19 protein-coding genes and 2 pseudogenes are annotated in these 22,568 nt (G+C 45.7%); 9 read left to right on the top strand and 12 right to left on the bottom strand.

What is annotated here, in order from left to right:
• Positions 1 to 49: 49 nt before the first annotated feature.
• From E2K93_RS09025 to E2K93_RS08985, 9 genes are all read right to left on the bottom strand, one after another.
• A complete protein-coding gene (locus E2K93_RS09025; protein ID WP_135438783.1) occupies positions 50 to 2,695 on the bottom strand; it encodes a TonB-dependent receptor in 2,646 nt (881 codons plus the stop codon).
• A gap of 401 nt (positions 2,696 to 3,096) precedes the next feature.
• Positions 3,097 to 4,314, bottom strand: coding sequence for an FAD-dependent oxidoreductase (locus E2K93_RS09020; RefSeq protein ID WP_135438782.1), 1,218 nt, complete (start codon positions 4,312 to 4,314; stop codon positions 3,097 to 3,099).
• Positions 4,315 to 4,345: 31 nt separating this feature from the next.
• Positions 4,346 to 4,936 carry an isochorismatase family protein gene (locus E2K93_RS09015; RefSeq protein WP_135438781.1) on the bottom strand — a complete coding sequence of 197 codons (591 nt, stop codon included), beginning with the start codon at positions 4,934 to 4,936 and terminating at the stop codon, positions 4,346 to 4,348.
• Positions 4,937 to 4,939: 3 nt separating this feature from the next.
• Positions 4,940 to 5,731 carry an alpha/beta fold hydrolase gene (locus E2K93_RS09010; RefSeq protein ID WP_135438780.1) on the bottom strand — a complete coding sequence of 264 codons (792 nt, stop codon included), beginning with the start codon at positions 5,729 to 5,731 and terminating at the stop codon, positions 4,940 to 4,942.
• The gene (locus E2K93_RS09005; protein WP_135438779.1) at positions 5,732 to 7,168 is read right to left on the bottom strand and encodes an aldehyde dehydrogenase family protein; all 1,437 of its coding nucleotides are present in this window, start codon (positions 7,166 to 7,168) and stop codon (positions 5,732 to 5,734) included.
• On the bottom strand, positions 7,168 to 8,601 hold the full coding sequence (locus E2K93_RS09000) for an aldehyde dehydrogenase family protein (RefSeq protein ID WP_189637734.1): 1,434 nt from the start codon (positions 8,599 to 8,601) through the stop codon (positions 7,168 to 7,170). The genes E2K93_RS09005 and E2K93_RS09000 overlap by 1 nt, the downstream gene beginning before the upstream one ends.
• 56 nt (positions 8,602 to 8,657) lie before the next feature.
• A complete protein-coding gene (locus E2K93_RS08995) occupies positions 8,658 to 9,929 on the bottom strand; it encodes an acyl-CoA dehydrogenase family protein (protein ID WP_135438777.1) in 1,272 nt (423 codons plus the stop codon).
• 35 nt (positions 9,930 to 9,964) lie between these two features.
• Positions 9,965 to 10,699: a hypothetical protein gene (locus E2K93_RS08990; protein ID WP_228445238.1), complete on the bottom strand. Its 735-nt coding sequence runs from the start codon at positions 10,697 to 10,699 to the stop codon at positions 9,965 to 9,967.
• A 50-nt stretch (positions 10,700 to 10,749) separates the two neighbouring features.
• A complete protein-coding gene (locus tag E2K93_RS08985; protein WP_135438776.1) occupies positions 10,750 to 12,411 on the bottom strand; it encodes a carbon-nitrogen hydrolase family protein in 1,662 nt (553 codons plus the stop codon).
• 249 nt (positions 12,412 to 12,660) lie between these two features.
• Here E2K93_RS08985 and E2K93_RS08980 point away from each other — a divergent pair, with 249 nt between their 5' ends.
• On the top strand, positions 12,661 to 13,362 hold the full coding sequence (locus tag E2K93_RS08980) for a hypothetical protein (protein ID WP_135438775.1): 702 nt from the start codon (positions 12,661 to 12,663) through the stop codon (positions 13,360 to 13,362).
• A 9-nt stretch (positions 13,363 to 13,371) separates the two neighbouring features.
• Positions 13,372 to 14,709 carry an MFS transporter gene (locus E2K93_RS08975; protein ID WP_135438774.1) on the top strand — a complete coding sequence of 446 codons (1,338 nt, stop codon included), beginning with the start codon at positions 13,372 to 13,374 and terminating at the stop codon, positions 14,707 to 14,709.
• A 115-nt stretch (positions 14,710 to 14,824) separates the two neighbouring features.
• Here E2K93_RS08975 and E2K93_RS08970 read toward each other — a convergent pair whose 3' ends face one another.
• Positions 14,825 to 15,628: an SDR family NAD(P)-dependent oxidoreductase gene (locus E2K93_RS08970; protein ID WP_135438773.1), complete on the bottom strand. Its 804-nt coding sequence runs from the start codon at positions 15,626 to 15,628 to the stop codon at positions 14,825 to 14,827.
• 130 nt (positions 15,629 to 15,758) lie between these two features.
• Between E2K93_RS08970 and E2K93_RS08965 the strand changes: the two genes are divergently transcribed.
• On the top strand, positions 15,759 to 16,355 hold the full coding sequence (locus tag E2K93_RS08965; RefSeq protein WP_135438772.1) for a hypothetical protein: 597 nt from the start codon (positions 15,759 to 15,761) through the stop codon (positions 16,353 to 16,355).
• A gap of 42 nt (positions 16,356 to 16,397) precedes the next feature.
• Here the strand turns inward: E2K93_RS08965 and E2K93_RS08960 are convergent, their stop codons facing one another.
• Complete coding sequence (locus E2K93_RS08960; protein ID WP_135438771.1) at positions 16,398 to 17,099, bottom strand: hypothetical protein; 702 nt, start codon at positions 17,097 to 17,099, stop codon at positions 16,398 to 16,400.
• 62 nt (positions 17,100 to 17,161) lie between these two features.
• Complete coding sequence (locus tag E2K93_RS08955) at positions 17,162 to 18,382, bottom strand: aromatic ring-hydroxylating oxygenase subunit alpha (protein WP_135438770.1); 1,221 nt, start codon at positions 18,380 to 18,382, stop codon at positions 17,162 to 17,164.
• A 277-nt stretch (positions 18,383 to 18,659) separates the two neighbouring features.
• Here E2K93_RS08955 and E2K93_RS17785 point away from each other — a divergent pair.
• The 6 genes and pseudogenes from E2K93_RS17785 to E2K93_RS08935 form a co-directional block, all read left to right on the top strand.
• Positions 18,660 to 18,833, top strand: a pseudogene (locus tag E2K93_RS17785) (rubredoxin); the annotation flags it as partial.
• 69 nt (positions 18,834 to 18,902) lie between these two features.
• Positions 18,903 to 19,058: pseudogene (locus E2K93_RS17780) on the top strand (rubredoxin); the annotation flags it as partial.
• Positions 19,047 to 20,303, top strand: coding sequence for an FAD-dependent oxidoreductase (locus E2K93_RS08950; RefSeq protein WP_228445589.1), 1,257 nt, complete (start codon positions 19,047 to 19,049; stop codon positions 20,301 to 20,303). The pseudogene E2K93_RS17780 and the gene E2K93_RS08950, both read left to right, overlap by 12 nt.
• Positions 20,304 to 20,423: 120 nt before the next feature.
• Positions 20,424 to 21,404, top strand: a complete 981-nt coding sequence (locus E2K93_RS08945; RefSeq protein WP_135438768.1) for a hypothetical protein — start codon at positions 20,424 to 20,426, stop codon at positions 21,402 to 21,404.
• 16 nt (positions 21,405 to 21,420) lie between these two features.
• Complete coding sequence (locus tag E2K93_RS08940) at positions 21,421 to 21,918, top strand: flavin reductase family protein (protein WP_135438767.1); 498 nt, start codon at positions 21,421 to 21,423, stop codon at positions 21,916 to 21,918.
• A gap of 167 nt (positions 21,919 to 22,085) precedes the next feature.
• Positions 22,086 to 22,523: a DUF2141 domain-containing protein gene (locus tag E2K93_RS08935; protein WP_135438766.1), complete on the top strand. Its 438-nt coding sequence runs from the start codon at positions 22,086 to 22,088 to the stop codon at positions 22,521 to 22,523.
• The last annotated feature ends 45 nt before the right edge of the window (positions 22,524 to 22,568 follow it).

Here is a 22,568-nt window from a genome sequence, read left to right as displayed (position 1 = left end):
AAAGGGATAGCCTAACGGTTATCCCTTACAGTTCGTTATAGTCAACCTATTAAAAACTAATACTAGCGCGAACACCAGCAGTTCTAGGTTGCGGAAGGTTGAATGAAATCATTGAAGGAACGCTTTGACCATCCGGGAAGAAACCGTAGTTAACGTTTCTCAGTGCCGATTTGATCTTGTCATCATCAAAGACATTTTCAACATAAGCGATCACTGACCAGTTATCGCCTTCCAGGCCAATGTTAACATCCCACTCATCATATTCAGGCAGGTACGCGTGGTTACCCGCATCAACATAACGCTTAGAACGATATTGACCAAACACTTCACCAAACAGGTTCAACTCACCAATTTCAGTATTGTATTTAATACTGGTGGTTGCTGAATGTTCAGCAGATAGTGGTAGGCGATTGTCAGAATAATCACCTTCGATGTTGCCAGCCAATGCCATATCGACAGTCGATAAGCGGGCGCCAGTATCACTGGCCGCGATTACTTCTGCGACATTGAAATCATCGTATTTAGCATCTGAATATAGGTAACCAAGTGACCATGTCCAGTTGTCATTGATGATCCAAGTAGACTCTAGCTCAACACCTGTTACCGATGTTTCACCAGCATTCAATATTGAGTTACCTGCCATACCCGTCATCGGATCGGTAATGGTAAATGGTACCTGCTGATCGGTGTAATCCCAGTAGAACGCGGCAAGTGATACCATGGCATTATTCTCTACAGAAAATGCTTTAGTACCAATCTCGTAAGCCCACATTGTTTCTGGCTTGTATTCACCTGTTGAGACATCACCATTACCATCTGTGGTAGAGATACCACCAGGCTTGAAGCCTTTGGCTGCTGATGCGTAGGTAAATACGGTGTCATTTACTTGCCAATCAAGTGAAAAGCGCGGAACAAATTCATCATCGCTTACACTGTTTTTATGGTTGTAGTTTGGATTTTCAACCATGGCACCAAACGGCGGTATAGTTGGATCGTAAATCATTGAAAAATCAATTTCGTGCGCCGTTAAGAAACCACGATCGTCCGATTGACCAGTGTAATCAATGGTCTCATCAATATAACGACCTTCAACAGTAAGATGAATATCTTCTGTAATAGCATACTTAATCAACGCGGCTACCGACCAATGCTCAGTGTCACGAGTCATAGGCGTGGTACGCGGATCGTCATGTGGCCCTGTATTAGCAGCGGTAATGAATGAGGTAAATGGATTTTGTTGGAACATAGCCAATAGCGTTGGCACATGAACACCTTCTCGCATCCACCATTGTGAGTTGAACGCGGTGTCCATCGACTCATCCCAATAAAGTGCTGACACTACCCAAGATAGGGAGTCATCACCACCAATCAGTTTGAATTCCTGACTTAGCTGATCAACTTCATATTCAGTCCAAGAATCTGCCTGCATACCGTATTGAGTAAACGGTGGCGAAAACGGTGGCATACCAACAGGATCTGAAATGAGTGAGAAGTTCGTTAAATCGAAATCTTCGACAACAGAGGTGTCGTTATTGGTAAAACCTGTGCTTGAGATAAAAGTGATGTCATCACTGATGTCCCAATCAACAATCAAAGATGCACGGGTATTTTCGACATCGGTACCCGCAAAGTCTTTACCGGTTCGAGGATCAGGTGATTGATCAATATCACTCTCGTTACCTTCAACTTTACCAACGTAAAATGGACGACATGCGGCGTACATGCCTTCAGGAATACCCATTTGGCTTAAGAAACCAGCAAAGCTATCCCAGTATGGCATCGCCATAGAACAATCGGTTCCTGGAATATATGGCAACATTTCGGCACCTTCAGCCAAAACACCCGTTCCCATAAAATTAGTCGCTAGGTCTTGGAAGCCACCTGGAAGAAGCGTGTGTTTTACACCAACGGCACGTGGACCGTATTCTTCATCTGAGTATTCACCACGAAAATACGCTGACCAATCGTTACCGACATAATACAAGCCAAGCGCAGCGCCGGCAGATTCACCGTCGCCAAGCTCGCCGCCGGTATTCGGGTTTTCATAGTAACCGTCGGTGGTCCAGCTTGATACTTTAAGTGATGCAGCAAAGTTTTCTGTCAAACCACCTTCAATGCGAATCGACCCTTCATAGGTTTCGTTCTCATCCCAGTTGACATCAATTTTGGTACCAAACTCAAATGATGGTTTTTTGGTTACATAGTTAATGGCACCAGCGAATGCACTACGACCGTAGTTCACCGATTGTGGTCCTTTAACGACTTCAACCTGTTGTAAATCAAGTAAGCGCATGTTGGCGGTCATACCACCACCAGCTAGTGTCATCGACTCGGAGGAAACGTCAATTCCATCGACCAAGATTGCAACATTTGGACGACCACGTTCGGTTGTCAAACCGCGAATTGCAGGACGGGTATCGTTTGGTGCGGCACCAATGTCAAAACTAACACTAGAAATATACTTCGATACATCTTCAGTATTGGAAATGCCTTTTTTGCTAATTTCTTCAGCATTTAATACCGAGATGGATAGTGGAATCTTTTCAATGGTTTCTTCAAGCTGACGCGTTGTTACAGTAATACGCTCAATATCAGCTTCATCTACTGTCGCATCAGTTTCAGCATCTGCTGCATAACTTCCTTGCGCCAGAAGTATCGAAGAAATCAACAAAGACAACTTAGTTTTCTTGTTCATATTCAACCCCAGAAACGGCTCTTATCGTTGTTATATTTTGCCTGCTTGCGACGACTGTCTACCTTTCGCATGCGCTAACAAACATTCTTATGATGCCTGAATTTTATTGTTGTTAAATCGCTCAGCTATTGTTGTTTTTGTACGCTGATGCAATTCCAAATTACCCAGAAATTAACTAGATTGCAATAAATTCTGTACATAATTGTTATAATGTTAAGTCAATGTTGCAAAGGGAAGAGAAACGACATAAAAAAAGTGACATTTGTCACTTTTAATGGGTTAAAAATCGAACGACACATTAGATAAAGAATAAGAAAGGAATATCAAATAGATACGACAAAACGCCAGGTTATAAGCCCGGCGTAATTTGTTACATTTACAGTGACGAAATACGGTGATGTTTACTCGACCAGTAAGGACTCTCGCACACAATTTATCATTGCTCGTTCCATAATAAAGGCTTTGGCTTTATCTGGATCGGCTGCGGTTTCCATAAACATCTTTTGCCTTTTCGCCTGCTCATCTGGGTCAGTTGACTCCATCATTTTCTTATTGGCGATGGTATGGTTTTGCACAAACTCAACCGCTAAATCTTTGCGTTGGCGGTCATAATGGGCGAAATGCTGTAGATGATCACTGTTATTTTCAATGATATCTATTAACTTGCTCGCCAAATTAAAGGCGTCATGTAAACCACCGTTCATGCCCATGCCGCCTAATGGATTATTTATATGGCAAGCATCACCTACCAGCACCACTCGGCCACGATAATAGGTTTCTGCAACCCGCTGATGGACGTTGTACAAAGTGCGATGACCAATGTCGAAATCGCCTTCTTTGTCGTATAAGTGATGCAAACGCTGTTGGATATATTCATCCGTCAGATATTTATCGGTATCGGTCTCTTGTGGATCGGTTGGCCACAATACCCGCCAAATTTTCTCGGTACGCAAAATAACGCACCATTCGTCGGGGTCAGAGACATAATTTACATAAGATAGGTTGTCGAACACCTCTTCAAACGGAAAACTGGTACTGGCAACAAGAAACTTTTCATCATAAGTAAAGCCACCATAATTAATCTTTGCGGCTTTACGCACATTACTGGATGCACCATCACAGCCGAGTAAGAAACTACCATGTACAGTCACCTCCCCAGTCGGTGTGTTAACAATGGCAGTGACGCCATCGTCATCTTGCTCAAAGTCGACGACTTCGTGCTCAAATAGCACCTCAACATGGGCATATTGCTGCAAATGACGACCAATAATATGCGTCAATTCGTATTGCTCAAGCTGCAAGCGAAATGGGAACTTGGTTTCATCGCTAATAAGACTCATGTCAAATTCAGCGACTTCATTGGTTTTACGGTCTCGATATTGATAGCGGTCTACGATCAACCCCATATCAATCATCTCTTGCGCAACACCTAACTCATCCAGCATTTCTAACGACGGCGGATGAAAGGTTGAGGCACGTAAATCTATTGGTAAACTGTGATGTTTTTCTAACATGATCACCGGAATGTTTTTTTTCGCCAAGGCTAACGCCAATACCGAACCTGCCGGGCCTGCGCCGGCAATAATGACTGGCTGAATGGAACTATTTGCTTGAGCCATACTACTGCTCCTGTTTATCTAATATATTAATCTAATTACTAATTTTATTGATGATGTGTTCAACACTAACCACATCAGCATATTTGGCGTTCATATCAAAAAGATTGGCCTGGTGTGCGTCTGAATTACGATCACCGACCGCTTCACGTGCCACTGTCACCTTATAATTGTGTTGCAAACCATCAACCACGGTTGCGCGAACACAGCCACTGGTGGTTAATCCGGTCACCACAATTGAGTCCGCAGCCACGGCCAATAACTGTTGCGCTAAATCGGTTTGAAAAAAGCCACTGGCCCAACGTTTTTCAATGACGGCTTCGTCAGCAGTCGGCGTCAAACGCTGGTCGACCTGTACCCATTTTGACTCTGGAGTGAGCAAATCAAGATCGTTTATCTTGTCACGAAACACCCGAGCTTGAGATTCATTGTGAAAAACCACGGTGGTAAAAAACACCGGCAGATTTGCGGCTCGAAATGCCGCTAATAACTGTTGATTCGCGGCGACAACATCCGGGCAATGACTGCCCAAGGGGCATTCAGGGTCGGTAAAGCCGTTAATCATATCGACCAATATCAACGCGGGTCTGTCGCCTAAACCTAAGCTGTTTTTATGTAAATCCATGCTCTAGTGTCCAATAAATTTTTTGATAATATTTGCCACCTTGTCAGGGTGGGTTTCACAAACATAGGTGTTGGTATCGCCGATATCGATACGTTGTCCTTGCGCCAGTAACGCCAACGCCTCAGCTAAATACGGCCTTAACACATCATGCTTTCCGGCAAACACTAGGCTTGGGCAGGTGATTAACTTGGTTTTATTAGCACAATCATAATCGGCTACCGCTTGATACGCTGCCCGATAGCATTCACCTAACGCCAGTGCTAAGCGGTATTCACGCTGGCTAATGTTGATATCTAAACCGTCGGCTTTAGCGCGAATTTTCTGCCATATTTGTTTGGCAAAGTCACCTTCGCTGTCGACTTTCGGCAAGGCCACAAGGTCAGGTAATTTGTTGCGCATGGCATCGGGCAATACCGTCGGCCCACTCAATATCAGTTTTTTAACTCTGCACTGCTGTGTAGCCGCTATTTCAGTGGCCACGGTAGCGCCAGTATGATGGCCAAAAAGATAAAACTCATCGACCGATAGACTGTTAATGACCGCCATAACAGCATCTGCGTAATTGCCAATACTATGCTGCTCTAACGCCATCGAAGCACTGTCACCAAAGCCCGGAAAATCTGGCGCGATAACGGTAAAATTTTCGCTTAAATGCGGCATAATCGCTTCATACATCGCACCGCTACTCGGCGCTTGATGCAGCATCAGCAAGCGTGGTTTGCGGTTATCTAATGAGCCACATATACGATAGTGAATTTGACCTAAGGCACTGTCAGCAAAACCACGGCGAATCATCTATAACGTCTCGTTTACTTCAATGCTGACCCATTTCACATCGGTAAATTCTTGCGTTGAATACGCGCCACCACTGCGGCCAACACCGCTTAATTTACTGCCACCAATTGGCGCCAAAGCGTTACTTTGAAATGAGTGCATACCAACGTGCACTGAACCTGCGTCAATACCGCGCACCGCTTGCATCGCCCAGCTTATATTTTTCGTTAACACGCAGGCGGATAATCCAAATTGAGAATCGTTGGCAAGGGCAATCGCGTGTTGCAAACTGTCGGCCTTAACCACATTGGTCAATGGCCCAAATGACTCATCACACCATGCCGATGAGGTGCTGGCGGTATCAAGTAATACCGTTGGCGCATAGACTAAGCCGTCAATAATATAGCCACCGGTCAATAAACTTGCGCCTTGGCTTAACGCCTCATCTACGTGCTGTTGAATTTTTTCTACCGCTTTGCGGTTAATCAATGGCCCGTAAACCGTGCTCTCGTCACGTAAATCACCAACCTTAAGTTGCTCCGCGGCGTGCTTTAATGCATCAATAAACGGCTGGTAAATATCTTGATGTACTACGACCCGAGAATTGGCCATGCAAATTTGTCCAGCATGGGTAAAAATACCCTGGGCAACAATATTGGCAGCCTTAACGGGATCAACATCAGCAAGCACTAATGCGGCACTTTTGCCGCCAAGCTCTAACTGCGCTTTAACCATGCGCTTCATCGCCACCGCACCGATGTGCTGTCCGGTGCCCGTCGAACCGGTTAAGGCAATACAATTTACATCTTGATGCTCTACCAACGGCGCACCGCATTCTGCACCAAACCCAGTAACGACATGCACCGCTTGTCGGGGAATGCCCGCTTCGAGCAGTATTTTTGCAAACTCTATGGCAATCACCGGCGTTTCTTCTGAAGGTTTGATCACCACAGCATTGCCAGCGGCCAGTGGAAACGCCGCCATTTTAGTTAATAACGCCAATGGCGCGTTATAAGGTGAGACCACAGCCACAACGCCCAATGGGTGGCGCATGACCATGGATATTCGCTCAGGATTATCGTTAGGAAAGGTGTCGCCATACAAGCGACGCGCTTCGCCTGCGGCGGTGCGCAGTAAATCAACGGTATACAGAATTTCATTACGGGCTTTACTGATTGCACTGCCACTCTCATCGATGACAATATCAAGTAAGCGTTGCATGCCCTGTTCGGCGACAATGTCGGCGGCTCGTAACAGCGCAGCCTCACGCTCTTTAGGTGCTAGAGATGACCATATTTGATAACCTTGTTTTGCCTCTGCTACGGCTTTTTCGACATCACTGGCACTGGCGCGAGCGACTTTTGCAAACACCTGCTCTGTCGCCGGGTTAAGCACCTCAAAATATTCGCCGTTATCCGGGGCAATGTCGTTACCGCTAATAAATAATTCAGTTTGCATTACGCCACTCCAATCACTCGAGTACCACGAAAGAACTCAAATGTTTCTTTAGTGCCTTCATCACCAACCCCAGATTTGCCCCATGCAGCACGGGGTAAATCTGGGTGCAGTGAAAATAAGCTCACCTTATTGATTTTAACGACTCCGGCAACCAATTTACGCGCCACCGCCCAGGCTTGCTGTTGCTCGCCAAACACATAGGCCGCCAGGCCATAGTCGGTTTGATTGGCCAACTCAATGGCTTCAGCGTCTGAGTCAAACCCATGTACCGTTGCCACGGGACCAAAAATCTCTTCTAGGGTTTGCTCACCGCGTAAACCATCTATCAGCGTCGGCGGATAATACCAACCAGCTAATACTGGCAATTGGGTAGCTTGAATTAAGGTGCCACCTAATGCTTGGTAATCGGCAACGCGCTGGCTCACGTGTTGCAAATGACCTTTGTGCACCAATGGCCCCATTTGCGTTTCACTATCTAAGGCATTACCCATTTTGATGTTGGCAAAGCGTTGTTGTACTTTCGCTAACAATGACGCTTTTACTCGGTTATCGACGACTAAGCGACCAAGGGCACGACACCATTGTGCATTCATTGTGGTTAAGCCGGTGACTATATTGTCGGCGGCGATATCAAGATCAGCACTAGCCAACACCACTAACGCGTTATTACCACCAAGCTCAAGTTGTGCAGGCTTGATTTGCTCGCCGCACACTCGACCAACACCAGCACCGCCTTGCGCGCCTCCGGTGAACGAGACAGCGGCGGTACGTGTATCGGTTACGACTTTGCCACCGACATGACTGCCACCTAATAGCATTTGAAACGTACCATCAGGTAGCTTGGCTTGTGCGATTGCCTCGGCGATAAATTGTGCCGAGGCCGCAGCCCACTCTGACGGCTTGAATATAACCGGGCAGCCGGCAGCCAGCGCACTAGCCAATTTATGACAAGCGATGCCTGATGGCGCATTCCATGGCGCAATAATCGCCGCAACACCAAGCGGTAATCGTTCAACTAAAATATCCCCTGACGCGCCACTAACATATTGTTCACTGTCTAGCGTTCGCAACATCAAAGCGGCATGGCTGAACGCTAACGAGCAGACTTTGGCAAACTGTTCGGTAAGCGCCAAAACCACACCCGTTTGTATCGCGTCGGCCTGCGCTATGGCAGTGGTTTTTGCCGTCATGTTATCGGCGATAGCTTGCAAATAGTCAGCACGCTGTTGGTAACTTAATTGCGACCAAAGACCTTGTTTGAAATTATCACTGGCAACCGCCATTGCCTGTTCAACTTGCCTGTCTGTGGCAGCATATTGCTTAGCTAAGTATTCTCCAGTACTGGCGTGATGCAGGTCAAACGCTAAGGTGTCACTGGCATCAACCCAATGATCAGCAATGTAATGTTGTTGTTTAGGTAATTGAAAACTCAAAACAGCATTCCTTTTTACAACCGATATACTCATTTAGAAACCATACATCAGGCTTTTTAACCTTTATTGACGCCAAACTGATTCTGCTCGGCACCGTCCACTTCCATTTGTGCCGCCATTAAACGACCACGTTCTGCTGGAAATGCTTGTACCAAGGCCATCGCCATATCACGCAGACCGCGCGCACTTGGATTAGAGAAGCCGGTACCTGTTGTACCAGTACATTTAAGGGCATTTACCGCTACCTTAAATCCGTATTCTGAGACCTGGCCCTTACATAACCGCCAGCGTTTGACGACTTCGGCTTTTGGCAGGATTTCTTGCTCTGCGCTTTCTAATTGCAATTGACGTCGCAACCACAGCACCGCCGTTTCTAGATCGCACATCATTTCGCCAATCAACTGTTGATGCATAGGAGACGAGGCAATGCATTTGTCGCTATCGCCAAACTTGGCTTTGGTCAATGTCGCCAACGTGGTGTTGTATATCGCAAAAGCCTGCCCTAAATAGACGGCGATGCCAGCAAGTTGATTACCAACAAAACTGCCACGACTCATTTGCATACAGCGCACAAACGCCGATGGCACTGTTAATGCGTCGTCATCGGCAACAAAAACGTCCTCTAAAATAAGGCCATGGGTCGCCGTACCGCGCATGCCGATGGCATCCCATTTCTGCCGTTCACTAACACCTTTGGCATCACGATCAACAAAGAAGGTCGATAAGCCACTGGCATCATCAACACCATCAATGCCAACCGTCACTAAGTAACGGTCGGCTACGCCCGTCGCACAACCAAATGACTTCACGCCATTTAATCGGTAACCGCCATCAACCTTAGTCGCTTTTGTGGAAATGGTAATCGCGGCTTTTTCTGACTTCACCGACTCACTCGCGAAATTCGCTAACCATTTACCATCACGGCCCATGGTATGCAGTACTTTTTCGGCAAAGGCTTTGACCACCGGTGCTTCATCATCGTTAAATAAACCGTTATCAATGGCCTCTAAAGCCAATAAACCGCGAGATGCCGATGAGCAGTGGAAGAAATAGGTCAATGCCGTTGATGGACAAACGCTGCCGATGGCAAACGTTGCCGCTGCCAAATCGCGTAATCCACCACCAAGACCACCGTATTGTTTAGGAATGATTAGCCCTAACAACCCAGCTTCAGATAATGTTTTAATATGGTCAGTGCAAAATTGACCGTCACGGTCGACATCCGCCGAGGCCGCTTTGATAGCCGTTAAAACCGACTCAACTTTAGCCGCTCGATCACGTTCAGCCGCGGTCATGTCTTCGACAAAATATTCGCCTGTATACTTCATGCTAAATTCCTTATTTATCCAGTTGTCTGCTGCCCTTAGGCATCAGCACCCTTCAACAAACCGCGTAATTTGCTTACCGCATCACCACCAATTAAACCTTCAATACGGTCCCACACAGGGTCAATTGCAGGATCAAAGATGGCGGCTCTATTGGCCATATCTCGTTGTTGTAATTCAGCCACAGATTGAGTCACTTCAACACCTGACTCATGCAGGCTGTACCAATGATTGAGGTAGCTGTCTAAAAACGGCGTCAATTGCGAAAAGCCCTTTTCATCCGCGCGATGCACTAACATCCAAGGTGACATAATGGCGCGTTGACGTGGTGAAATGTGTGCCTTGGTGATACCTTCCATGGCTTCCGCTTCATCAAATGTTGCCGTTAATGGCAAAAACACTTGGTTCATATAATCAATATTGGCGCCTAAATCTAAGCGTGGCGTTAAATCCAAGTGAAAGGCAAAGTGATCGCCGGCTTTAACCGAATCTAAAGTGAAGTGCGGAATGGCGTTATCTTTAGCGGAAAAACCATATAGCATATGCGAATCGAGCATGATTTGCGGTACAACGATAGAACAGGTAACCAGCTTTTCTAAGCCACCACCGGTAAACACTCGTACATGGCCAACCTCACCTTGAGCCATAGGCGCATGCGACGTTAAGGTCATATAAGGGCCACCATCGGCACCATGAACTTCACTCATGCCAAAATGGCTAACTATCTTGTCTACGGTATCGTTCGATAATTGTGCAGGTAATGATAATGTCATAATTGTTCCTAAAAATTCTTGTCTTGGTTGTCGCGATTCATCATTCGATATTAATCGAGCATTGCGGACATTAACCGCCATGGGCGGTTGTCGATTAAATGCGTACGATGAGATACCACTTTGTTTGCTGCCGCCTGTGGATGAACTTGCGCACAAATTGGCGACTGGTTTCCACGAACCACCTGACATTGGCTAAGTAAACCGTCAAATTGACGCTCTTGCCACGGTGTCATGATGGTAAAATCTTTTTGCAATGAGCAAATCAAACTGTCTTCACAGGCCGTGCTTGCTGCTAATACATTGACGCGATTTTCCGATGCGCGTTCAATGATGCCGGTCACACCTTGCCATGCCTCTTGTTGCTGCAATGACGCAAACACCAATTGCACGCCTTGCATCGCAACCAAACGGAAGGTTTCTGGGTATATTGCATCGTCCTCTACGATCACCGCAAGGCTACCGTATGGGCTATGAAAAACCTTAAATTCATCCGCAGGTATCGACCAATCGTGGCGCTTGCTGGCATGCACTTGCCCTTGGCGGTGCACCACACCTTGTTGACTGACGATCACCCCTTGGTGCTGATAACCATTGCCGTGTTTTGCGACAATACTTAAACCAATATAAACATCCGCAGGACATATCTGTTGCAAAGCAAGCAGCAACTGCTCACTTTCTTGGGCCAACATATCAGGCTGGCTACCACTCTCACACCAAAACAGTTCAGGCAAGGCAATCAATTTATTACCGTTGTTGATTAGTTGCTGGGTTTGCTGAATCACTTCAGCGATTGAGTCGCTGGCAACGATAGCAGCATCAACATCAATGGCGCCGCCAAACTCTGGTAACGTCTGCGTTTGTGGGTCATTGCCTAATATTGCGTAAAGCTCGTTGCGACGATTGGCAAAAATATCGCTGCCATCTGGGCGACTTTTATCATCCGCCTGGCTTGGCTCGATGTCTGCCCAAATAACCTCTTCGCCTTTACCCGCGAGTGCTAAAACGGTGCCATCTGGGGCGACAATTTGTGAATCTCCGGCGCCAGACAAAAACTCTACCGGGATATTAATGCCTTGTGAGACCGGCTCTAGCATTTCTTCAGGAATTAGCGGACCGACTTTGTTTGCGGCGACAACGAATACTTTATTTTCTGCAGCGCGCACCGGAATGTGCAGCGTGCCTTCATCGATGGCAAATGAATTGAGAGAATTACAAAGGATTTGTGCACCTCGCAGTGCTAAACAGCGTGGCGTTTCATTAATTACGCCATCCATACAAGAGTACATCGCCAGACGACCAATATCGGTATCCACTATAGGGCCTTGTTGCTCGGCGATATCGAGAAAGTCATTTTCGTGGCCGATTAGAACCTGCTTGTTATTCTCTGCCACTAACTCGCCATCAGGGGTAAATAACAAACTCGTACCGGTTGCACGGTTACCCTGTCTGCGTACGGTGCAATTAATGACAACATAAGCGCCAACCTGTTTTGCAGCTTGAGCAATTGCTTGGCTAAACTCACCATCAATATCGACAGATACCTGATAGCAATGATCTTGATTGTCGTACCAAGAATTGTGGTTTGCAAACTCAGGCAAAACGATTAAATCCGGTGAACACTTGCCTGCTTCATGGATCATACGAACACTATTGGCAAGATTTGCAGCGACATCGTTTGTAACGGCGTATTGTGCAGCAGCAACTCTAATCATGGAAACCTCATATAAAAATCAATAGCTTATTTATTATGGTTTGATGCTATTAATGTTTAAACCCCGACCAATTCGTGTAATTGGGGGTGTAAAAATAAACTCTATTGACTTAAAGTATTAACATTATATCTTTTAGTCAATGGCAAATGCCTGACAAAATGACATATGTTCATAACATTTGCTGATCCGAGTGTTATGGTAACTACGTAAGCTGATAAAAATAATAATCTAAATCGCGTTGGAGTAATTATGTATAAGTACAGCGTTTCCCTGGCTTTGTTTGACTACATTCCCGTTATATTGTCGGCTACCGGCTTATATTTCGTGGTTAAAACCATTGCTAGCGACTCATTTAAATACAGTAAATTGACCGCTATTTCAGCGTGTTTGATCGTTGCTTCAGGCTTATCTAAAGCAAGCTGGAAACTGATCATCGCCACCAGTGGTGTCGATATCGCCTTGTTAAATAATGCCCTGTTTGTGTTAATGACACCGGGTTTTATTTTATTAACGTTTTGCTTATGGGCATTTCGCCGCCAATTCGCCAACAACCCCGTCAAACAAACCGCCTGGCGCTGCCCAGCCAGTATCATTATGCTATTTGCCATAATTTCCGTGTATCTGGCGTTTGCATTTCCAGAAAAACGCCTGTGGTTTTTAGTGTTATTGCTGCCACTGACCTTGGCTAACTGTGTATTTAGTTTCCACGCCATCCGTCACAGTATGAAAACCGGCAGCGCATTTGCCGCCCTGTTATTCTTGCTCAATATTGTTGGCATTTTTGTTATGTCAGGATTGGCACAAACGGGTGATCAAAGTGAAGCCATGCAGTGGATTGAAGAAATGGTTAATGCAGCAACACAAGGGGCTCTTGCCCTGGCTGGCTATCTGTTATGGCAGGCAAGCGAAAACAGCCCAACCGAATCACTCGCCGCAAGCGCAAACAGTTAAGGACGTATCATGACAACAAAAGCAAAGAAATACTTGGGCATTACCACCCATGAAGGAGTAAGCGGTTGGAACATGACGACGTTTTATGTCACCTGTGTTGCCACCATTTTGCTAGGCACCTTTATTAACGCCTTTCAACCGTACTTGTATACCGAGATCATGAACATTGATAGATCGGAACACGGCGCGGTAACCGGTACGTTAAATTTTTGGGGTGAAATAGCGATCATTGCCACCGTCGGATTATGGGGCGCCTTGTCGGATAAGATCGGTCGTAAATTAATTATGTCGATCGGCTTTACGCTAATCGCTATCGCCTTGTACCTATATCCGCACGCTGACTCAGTGGGTCAGCTAGTCTTGTATCGTTGTATCTATGGCGTCGGTATTGCCGGTGCGACGTGTATGATTGTCACCCTAGTGGCTGATTACGCCAAAGACGAAAGTCGCGGTAAAGCAGCAGGTCTGCAAGGTATGTGTAATGGCCTTGGTGCGGTGACCGCGCTTTTCGTTATTTTACGTTTGCCAGATATGTTCCAAGCTGATGGTATGTCACCGGTTGATGCGGGCATTACCACCTACAATATCACCGCGGCGTTGTCGTTTATTATTGCTATCGTCAGCTGGATCGGCTTGAAGTCACACGTTAAAAATGAAATGGCTCATACTGACAGCACCTTTGCCAAAGCAATGCAGGGTATTCGTGCGGCCAAAAATCAAGGGATTGCCCTAGCTTATGCCGCCTCGTTTGTGTCACGTGCTAACTTAACCATTGTTGGTGCTTTTATGACCTTATGGTTATCAAACTATGGTACAGCGGAAGCAGGCATGAACGCTTCTGAAGCTTTGAAAAAAGCAGGTATGATTGTCGCGTTAGCACAAGGTTGTGCGTTATTAGGCGCACCATTTTTTGGCATCTTAACGGACAAAATAAACCGAGTGACTGCGCTACTCATCGCCCTGTTTATCTCTTTTGTGGGATATACCTCGACTTATTTCATCACCGATCCATTTGGTGGTGCGATGATCGTTGTCGTGGTTATTATCGGTCTCAGTGAAATTGGCGGTATCATTACCTCGGGTGTCTTGATCGCCCAGCAAACCACCGAGAAAAATCGCGGTGCGGTAATTGGTATCTTTAACCTCAGTGGTGCGATTGGTATTTTAGTATCGAGTGTTATTGGTGGTTACCTATTTGACCACTGGGATCAATCCGGTCCATTCGTGTTTATTGGCTTATGTGCACTCGCAGTATTCATTTGGGGCTTAATGGTTAGAGGTAAAGTAAGCAAACAACTCAATGACCATAAAGAAGCGCTAACCACACCCGCTGATGCCGGCGCCTAATCGTTAATAGCGTTACGTCACCGATAAAAAAACTCGAGCTTAGGCTCGAGTTTTTTTATCAACATAAGATTATTGCCTACTGCTAGACACCAATGCTAACACCGTAACCTGCTCTTTATGCACCTTCGATATCAGCAAATAGATCGCGCTTGTTAAAACCTGCGGTTAGAAAGCGTTTAAAGGCTTTGCCACCGGTCAACCAAGCCACTTTGCTGCCAGTTTTGTTGGCTTTTAATACGCCATCGACCAACCAAGGAGTTACTGTTTCGACTTTGTCACCAAGGATATTGAAGATTTTCTTGGCCTTTTGCCACGCTTGAGAGCTGGTATCGTAGTCGCCTATCAGTAAATCCGTAACGACGATGCCTGGACTTAAGGTATTAACTTGAATATTGCTGCCTTTCACTTCTTTTTGCAGCGATTTATTTAGGTAGGTAACCGCACGTTTGGTCGCACCATAAGCTGCCATACCCGGCTGTGTTGCATCATTTGAGCCAAAACCTTCCATATTCCACAGTTGACCTGATCCTTGTGCTTGCATACCTTTTAAAGCGACGGAACTTGCTAGCACCACGCCAGCCAAATTGGTATTAACAATAGCCGTTAACTCCTGTGCTGATTGCTCTGCCAAAGGCTTACGTTGAATGCTCATACCGGCATTATTGATCCATACATCGACTTGACCAAATTGTGATTTGCCATGTTGCCACAGAGCTTGTAATTGCTCGGCATTGGTGACATCACAGGCCAAACCGGTCACCTTGTCACCACCATAGCTTTGTGCCAAGTCAGCGACAACCTCATCAACTTGCGCCTGATTACGACCACTGATCACAACCTTACAGTCTCTTTTAAGAAAATTTTCTGCAAGGCCTCGACCTATGCCACGGGTACTGCCGGTCACTACTACTGATTTCATTACATCCCCTTACTTGTGTGCAACGCGTTAATCGACAAATCTCAATTGTTTAGGTTGAGTCCGACCGCCTTTATGTATATTGTTATATCTTTAATACAAACAGAATAACATTACTGGTAATTGAATCAAGATGTCTGAAATTAAATTTGTTCCAGGAAGCGTCGGCCACACACTCATGCAGATGCGTGGTATCTGGCATGACTCTATCGAGTGCTTTGAGCTTGACGGCTCACCACTGGATGACGATACGCACGCCGGCAGCGGCACACCGGGCTCTTCGCCATTTGATAATCTGGTTTACATTGACTTTGATGGTGAGCATTTAACCCTTACCAACGTGCATTTTCGCGGTCGACCAATGGCGGCAAAAACCTTTACCGCCAAGTTAATAGAGGGTGTGTTGGTGTTTGACTCATTGGGCGAAGGTGCCTATGAAAACATTGGCATGAGCGGTGGGCCTGGCATTATTACTTTTAATGCGCGACAACTGAATGCAGCCACCGATGTCTATATGGAACCTGACTTTATCATTCTTACCGGAACAGGTCAGCGTGTGCGCCATACCGTGTTATATCGTGATGGACAAGCCACCCGCACGTTAACCGCGCATGGCCAGCGTTTATCACCAAGTTGCGAGCAACGTCACGCTCTCGACCCGCGAGGTGTGGATGGTCCTGTGCATGAACAGCCTTTCAAAGCCAATATCTGGCAGCACTTAACAGAGTAAGGTTTTAGCTATTCAATGTGAATCATTAACAGCATTGTTAGGCTATTCAGACTGATAGCCTGCAGCACGCGGTAAGCCAAACAAAATAGACGGTTTGGCTCTCGCTGCCAGCGTTTGCACCTCACTCCACGGCGATGGCATACGCATCGCCACGCTGCAAATCACCAAGGCTGTTGTTTGCCATCCAATAAATAACCAATAGTTTTGATAAACCGCTAAGAATATCAGAGACATGGTGAGATTAGGAATATGAGTTAACATCACCTTTTGTTGCTTAGATGCTGCCGTATCATGCTCAGGCGAGACATAGAGATCCCAAAACATATCCATAAATAACGCTTGCCAAAGGCTGATGAACAGATACGCTAGACACCACACCGCCCAGATACTGCTATCGATAAAAACCAGTGTTAATAACCATTGCGCAAAGTGCCATAAGGTCAGAAAGTACAAGCTAAACGATACGCCCCAAATTAAGCCAAACAAGATTTGCGACAATGGTTGACGTTGGCGTTGAAAGCACAAGGTTTTGCCTGACCAAAGCTTGCCATAGGCAAACAGAACAAAGCCGGTTATTAATAACGCTGTCAGCCACCAGACCGGGTCGGCTAACTGTTGAGGCGATGCTATTGCTTGGCGCAGTAGCACATCGATAACACCAGTGAGCCATGCCAGTAGCCAAAAACAGGCAAACACCGAAAACGCGATAAGCCAAGCGCGCTTGGCGTTATAAATGTTGTTCATATCGACTCATACTGATTGGGGTGAAAAAAACACCGATAAATCGGTGTTTTTTTATGGTTTGATTACACCACAAAACTGTCTTTGGAGTTTGCGGAATCGGTGGTCAGCTGTTCAACGTCTTTTTCAAATTCGTTTTTCGCCCCCTCACCTTTTATCGGCGCCACCGTTGGCATTTTTTCAAATACCCAGCCTTGCCCTTCTTGCTCGGCCTCGCGTCGCACTGGTGAGGCGATGGTGAGCACTTTTTTGCCTTTGTGCTTATCGCGTTCATCCATATCGATTTGCCAACCTTTCTCTTCAATAAGCTTACGTCGAGCCATTCTGAAGGTACTCATAAACTTGTCCGACTTAACCGATACTTCATTAGCTAAGGTTTCAGGTAAGTAATACGGGTTAGAATCTTCAACGATAGTCGCATCTTCATCCAAGATGGTCTTCAAACGTTTCATTGACCCTTTATCGAACATCTTTTGCTTAAAGAAGGTTCTAAACTGCCAAGCAAATGTGCGAGTAGTATGTTCGTCAACCGGGGTGTTGGCATCGAACATAACAATGTGCCAACCTTCCCGTAAATCAATTTTAATACGCACTATCATGCCCGGTAAGTGCCACTCGGGGTGAACACGGGTTTCTTGTTTGTCTTTACGAATAAAATTGCGCCAGCCTAAAAAGCCACCTTTTAATTGCGGTGGGAACATCACGTTAGTAGAACGAGCCCACCATTCGTGTTTCTCCACTTGATCAATGTAGTTATCTTCAGCGGTTGATGGATAACCAAACACCGGATGTACAAATGACGCATGAGCGATATCAATGCCATTTTCAACAACGCGAGATGCTTCGGCTTTCCAAGTAAATTCGGTTTTAAGACCGCGCCATTCAGGATTGTCGTACTCAGGAAGTGGTGGGATTGGGTAGCGCTTCTCTTCTTCTAAATCGCCCATAAACACCCAAATCATGCCGTATTTTTCTTCAACAGGATAGGCATCGACCTTAAAGCGAGGCGGTACTTTGAAGTCATCACCCTCTGATGGAATCTTCTCACACTTACCTTTACCGTTGTATTCCCAGCCATGATAAGGACAAACGACACAATCACGTTTCTTGTTAACCCAACCGCCGGATAACGAACCACCACGGTGCAAGCACACATCGGCAAGACATTTGACTTTGCCTTCTAAGTCTCTGAATAGTACCAGATTTTGCCCTAGTACCTTGGCCTTTACAGGTTTATCCAAAACTGTCTCTGACCACTCAGCGACGTACCACAAATTAGTTATCATTTCCCGATTCTCCTAGTCCCGAACACCGGTCATACCGGCTCGCTTCTTATTTGTTCTATTTGTTATACCGATATAGCAAAGAATAAGATTAATGTATTATGAAAAAAAGTTAATTTTTTACAAAAATCGATATATATCAATTCCTTCAAACTCTTGTATCGCTTGTCTTTCGTACTATTTAGCAATATGTTATTGTCAAACCATAGCATTAAGTATTATGTTATATCAATATAACATTTGTAACTTCACAATCATTTAAAGATAAAAGGATATTTTCATGACGCAGTATAAAGTATGGGAATGTCAGGTATGCGCCTGGATTTACGATGAAGCCAAAGGTTGGCCAGAAGATGGTATCGCACCAGGCACACGTTGGGAAGACATTCCCAATGATTGGTTATGCCCAGAGTGTGGCGTTGGCAAAGATGATTTCGATATGGTGGCTATCAGCCAATCAACCGTTGAAACAGAACCAAGGGTAGCGCCACCTGCCGATGCCAATGAAAGCAAAGAATACAGTATCTGGGAATGCCAAGTGTGTGCCTGGATTTATGACGAATCTAAAGGCTGGCCTGAAGACGGCATTGCCCCAGGAACTAAATGGCAAGACATACCAAGCGATTGGTTATGTCCAGAATGTGGTGTTGGCAAAGCTGACTTTGAGATGGTTGAAGTCAAACGAGTACAGGTTGCAACAAAGGTGCAAAGTTCAGAACCGGCTGAATATAAAGCAGAAAAACCAAGTGCACCTGTGCGCGTAGATAGCAGTCGTCAGCCGGTGGTTATTATTGGCTCAGGTTTGGCTGGTTATAACTTAGCGAAAGAGATTCGCAAATCAGACAAGCAAGTGCCAATCAGTGTTTTTACTGCCGACGACGGGGCATTTTATTCAAAGCCTATGTTATCAACTGGTTTTGCCAAAAATAAAACCGCCGCTGATTTAGCCAGTCACAGTGCCGAGCAAATGGCCGAGCAATACGACTTAGATGTTCATATTTATACTCGCATCAGTGCCATCGACAGTGACAATAAAACCATCACCTGTGACGATGACAAAGCCTATAACTATGGCAAGCTGGTGTTTGCCACAGGCGCGCGCTGCATTCAGGCACCTGTTAGCGGTAACGGCTTAAGCCATGTGTATTCGGTAAATGACTTACTCGATTACAATCGTTTTCGTACCTTAGCCAAATCGAAACGCAAGGTGCTTATTATTGGCGCCGGATTAATAGGCTGTGAGTATGCCAATGATTTGCTGCAAAGTGGCTTTGAGGTAAACGTTGTCGATGCTATGCCAACCGCGTTGGCTAACTTGTTACCCGAGCAGGCGTCACAATCGCTGGTTAACGCCATGACCGACGCAGGCGCAGCATTCCATTTTGACACCGTCGTTGAAACCATCAGCAAACAAGACAATGGTGTGCTCGCCACGCTGAGCAATGGCAATAGCATAGCCGCAGATATTGTCTTAAGCGCCATCGGTGTGCGTCCAAATTTAGGCCTAGCAACAACAACCGGTTTAGAGGTCAATCGTGGCATCAAAACCGACCGCCATATGCAAACGTCAGTTGCGGATATATACGCCGTAGGCGACTGTGCAGAAGTTGAAGGCCATGTGTTGTTTTACATTGCACCGCTGATGGCACAAGTTAAAGCCTTAGCGGCGACATTAACTGGCACACCAACTAAAGTGCACTATCCTGCCATGCCGGTGGCGATTAAAACCACGCTATTTCCTGTGGTGGTCAACCCACCGCAAGCCGGTGCCGATGGTCAATGGCATGACAAAATCAATAGCAACACAGGTGTGCAGTCACACTTTGTCGATGCTCAAGGTCAGCTACTCGGTTTTGCCTTAACCGGCGATCAAGTCAGTCAGCGTGCAGAACTGGAAACACAATGCCCAGCATTACTTAGTTAATATCAGATACAGAGGCCAGCAAATTGGTGGCCTTTTGCTTTTTCGCATTTATCACTTCGCGAGCAAATGATATAAACATAATACAAATGATAAAAATCGGTTTTAAAAAGAGTTACTTTCATGGCAGATAATAAACCAAGTAAATTTCAACAAGCCATTACCGGTGAATGGCACGGTCTCCCATCAGTATTTGATGTTGACGGCAGTCACACTGGCTTTAACAAAGTAAATCGCGCTTCAGTATTTGAAGGCGATCGCACAACCTATTGGATGGAAACCGACTTTCAAAACGTTGGCCCGCTGCGCAATCGTTTTGATACCGCTGGTGCTCGATTTGAATTTGGCGTTGTCGACAGCGATCAAGACCGTGTTTATTGTGGCCCTGACTTTATGGGCTCTGGTCGACCTTACGGCTTGTTGGTGGATTCAAACTATTACTCTCCAGGTTGGAACACAGATTTACGCACCGTTAACCTGATCTTGCCAGAGCATGGCCTGCAAGTGTATTCATCACAATTATTTGAAGCGGATACCTTGGTCGCGGTTTTTAATGGTTTGTATGTGGTGACCCAAGATCACGACACTAACCCGGACACTCAGAAATTTGTTGAAGACTTCTTAGAGCAAGAGAAGAAAAACGCGAAAAAGCCGTTTATCTTGCCGGTGAAACATGCCGGTCAATGGACAGGGTCGTTGGAAGTTTATGACGATCAACAAAATCAAGTCGGCACCACCGATGTGGTTATCGACTATACCCCGACCTCGTTACGCGAAGCTAATGTGACGGTCACCATGACCGGTGCAATCGAGCGCACATTTAGCTACAAACGTTCTCGAGTAGACAGCGTGCACACGTTCGAAGGTCCGGATGTGTTTGGTAACGCCCGTGCTTATGGTCGTTACTTATGGAGTACCCAGCATTTTTATGGTGAAGCGTTCAAATTGAAGAGTCGCGACACCCTTATAGATGAGAACTATACTCTATGCAGTGTATGGCAGTTCTATAAGTCCAATAAGGAAAAATACACAACATTTGGTGTATTGCAATGGCAACAAGGCGACAACGTACTTGGCGCCCGTTACATTCAGGAAAATAGCTAACCGCTAAGGAGCAGCCATGACTGAACCCGGCATAGATCCTAAGTTATTCCGCAACGCCTTGGGTAAGTTTCCAACCGGCGTGACCATCATCACTAGCAAACACGGTGATGAACAAATTGGCATGACCATCAGCAGCTTCAATTCAGTATCGCTTAACCCGCCGCTGATATTATGGAGCATCGACAAGAGTGCACGTTCGTTGCCCGCTTTTACCGACAGCAAAAACTTTGCCGTCCATGTATTGGCTGATGACCAGCAAGAATTATCCAACTTATTTGCACGCCAAGGCGCCGACAAATTTGCTGCCGCCAGCATTGAAACAGGTATTGCTGACGTACCACTTTTAACCGAGTACTGCGCTCGTTTTCAATGTGAAGTTGAACATCAATACGACGGTGGTGATCACATCATTATTGTCGGTAGAGTATTAGACTTTGATGTTGACGAAGACAAAGATCCATTGGTCTTTCATTCGGGCCGATATGCGCAACTGGTTAAAGCAGAACTGGTTTAAGCAAGCCAATATAAATGTTCACAATAATTGGCTTACTGTCTTAGGTAAGCCTTTTTTTTGCGATAAAATTTGAGGTTATCGTTAATAAGATCAAGAAATTAGCACCTTAATGATCTATTGTTATAACAACAACGTAAAAATATCAAAATACGCTATGGAGCCCGCAGATGAAAAAGATTACAACACTCCTTTTGGCAGGTCTTTTTGCCATACCTGCAAGCGCTGCAACCCTCGACATTGAAGTCCACGGTGTGCAGTCAGAAAAAGGCAGTTTGGTTATCAATGTCTATGACAATAAAAAAACCTGGATGGAAGAAGATCAGCAAGATATTTTCAAACAGCATATTGTGCCGCTAAAAGGTGCGCTAAAAGACGGCGTACTAGCCACCGAGATTGATATTCCTGAAGGTGAATATGCCCTGCACATTTATCAAGATTGGGACGACAACAAAGAAATGGATTCAAATTGGATAGGTATCCCGAAAGAACCGGTCGCGACCTCTAATAATGCCAAAGGCTCTATGGGACCACCGAGCTACAAGGATGCCAAGTTTAAAGTCGACGCCACAGGCGCTAAGCAAGTGGTTAACATCGTCGAAATTTAACCGTTTCAAGGGGTCAGAACAGTTGAAATTTCAACTGTTCTGACC

The sequence above is a fragment of the Thalassotalea sp. HSM 43 genome, from assembly GCF_004752005.1.
GTDB lineage: Bacteria > Pseudomonadota > Gammaproteobacteria > Enterobacterales > Alteromonadaceae > Thalassotalea_A.
Note: the sequence above shows the minus strand (reverse complement) of the source record. Positions and strands in the feature narration are given on the sequence as shown.

Coding starts and splice junctions, on each gene's coding strand:
- E2K93_RS09025 (WP_135438783.1), bottom strand. CDS start 2,695: ATGAACAAGAAAACTAAGTTGTCTTTGTTGATTTCTTCGATACTTCTG.
- E2K93_RS09020 (WP_135438782.1), bottom strand. CDS start 4,314: ATGGCTCAAGCAAATAGTTCCATTCAGCCAGTCATTATTGCCGGCGCA.
- E2K93_RS09015 (WP_135438781.1), bottom strand. CDS start 4,936: ATGGATTTACATAAAAACAGCTTAGGTTTAGGCGACAGACCCGCGTTG.
- E2K93_RS09010 (WP_135438780.1), bottom strand. CDS start 5,731: ATGATTCGCCGTGGTTTTGCTGACAGTGCCTTAGGTCAAATTCACTAT.
- E2K93_RS09005 (WP_135438779.1), bottom strand. CDS start 7,168: ATGCAAACTGAATTATTTATTAGCGGTAACGACATTGCCCCGGATAAC.
- E2K93_RS08995 (WP_135438777.1), bottom strand. CDS start 9,929: ATGAAGTATACAGGCGAATATTTTGTCGAAGACATGACCGCGGCTGAA.
- E2K93_RS08990 (WP_228445238.1), bottom strand. CDS start 10,699: ATGACATTATCATTACCTGCACAATTATCGAACGATACCGTAGACAAG.
- E2K93_RS08985 (WP_135438776.1), bottom strand. CDS start 12,411: ATGATTAGAGTTGCTGCTGCACAATACGCCGTTACAAACGATGTCGCT.
- E2K93_RS08980 (WP_135438775.1), top strand. CDS start 12,661: ATGTATAAGTACAGCGTTTCCCTGGCTTTGTTTGACTACATTCCCGTT.
- E2K93_RS08975 (WP_135438774.1), top strand. CDS start 13,372: ATGACAACAAAAGCAAAGAAATACTTGGGCATTACCACCCATGAAGGA.
- E2K93_RS08970 (WP_135438773.1), bottom strand. CDS start 15,628: ATGAAATCAGTAGTAGTGACCGGCAGTACCCGTGGCATAGGTCGAGGC.
- E2K93_RS08965 (WP_135438772.1), top strand. CDS start 15,759: ATGTCTGAAATTAAATTTGTTCCAGGAAGCGTCGGCCACACACTCATG.
- E2K93_RS08960 (WP_135438771.1), bottom strand. CDS start 17,099: ATGAACAACATTTATAACGCCAAGCGCGCTTGGCTTATCGCGTTTTCG.
- E2K93_RS08955 (WP_135438770.1), bottom strand. CDS start 18,382: ATGATAACTAATTTGTGGTACGTCGCTGAGTGGTCAGAGACAGTTTTG.
- E2K93_RS08950 (WP_228445589.1), top strand. CDS start 19,047: ATGGTTGAAGTCAAACGAGTACAGGTTGCAACAAAGGTGCAAAGTTCA.
- E2K93_RS08945 (WP_135438768.1), top strand. CDS start 20,424: ATGGCAGATAATAAACCAAGTAAATTTCAACAAGCCATTACCGGTGAA.
- E2K93_RS08940 (WP_135438767.1), top strand. CDS start 21,421: ATGACTGAACCCGGCATAGATCCTAAGTTATTCCGCAACGCCTTGGGT.
- E2K93_RS08935 (WP_135438766.1), top strand. CDS start 22,086: ATGAAAAAGATTACAACACTCCTTTTGGCAGGTCTTTTTGCCATACCT.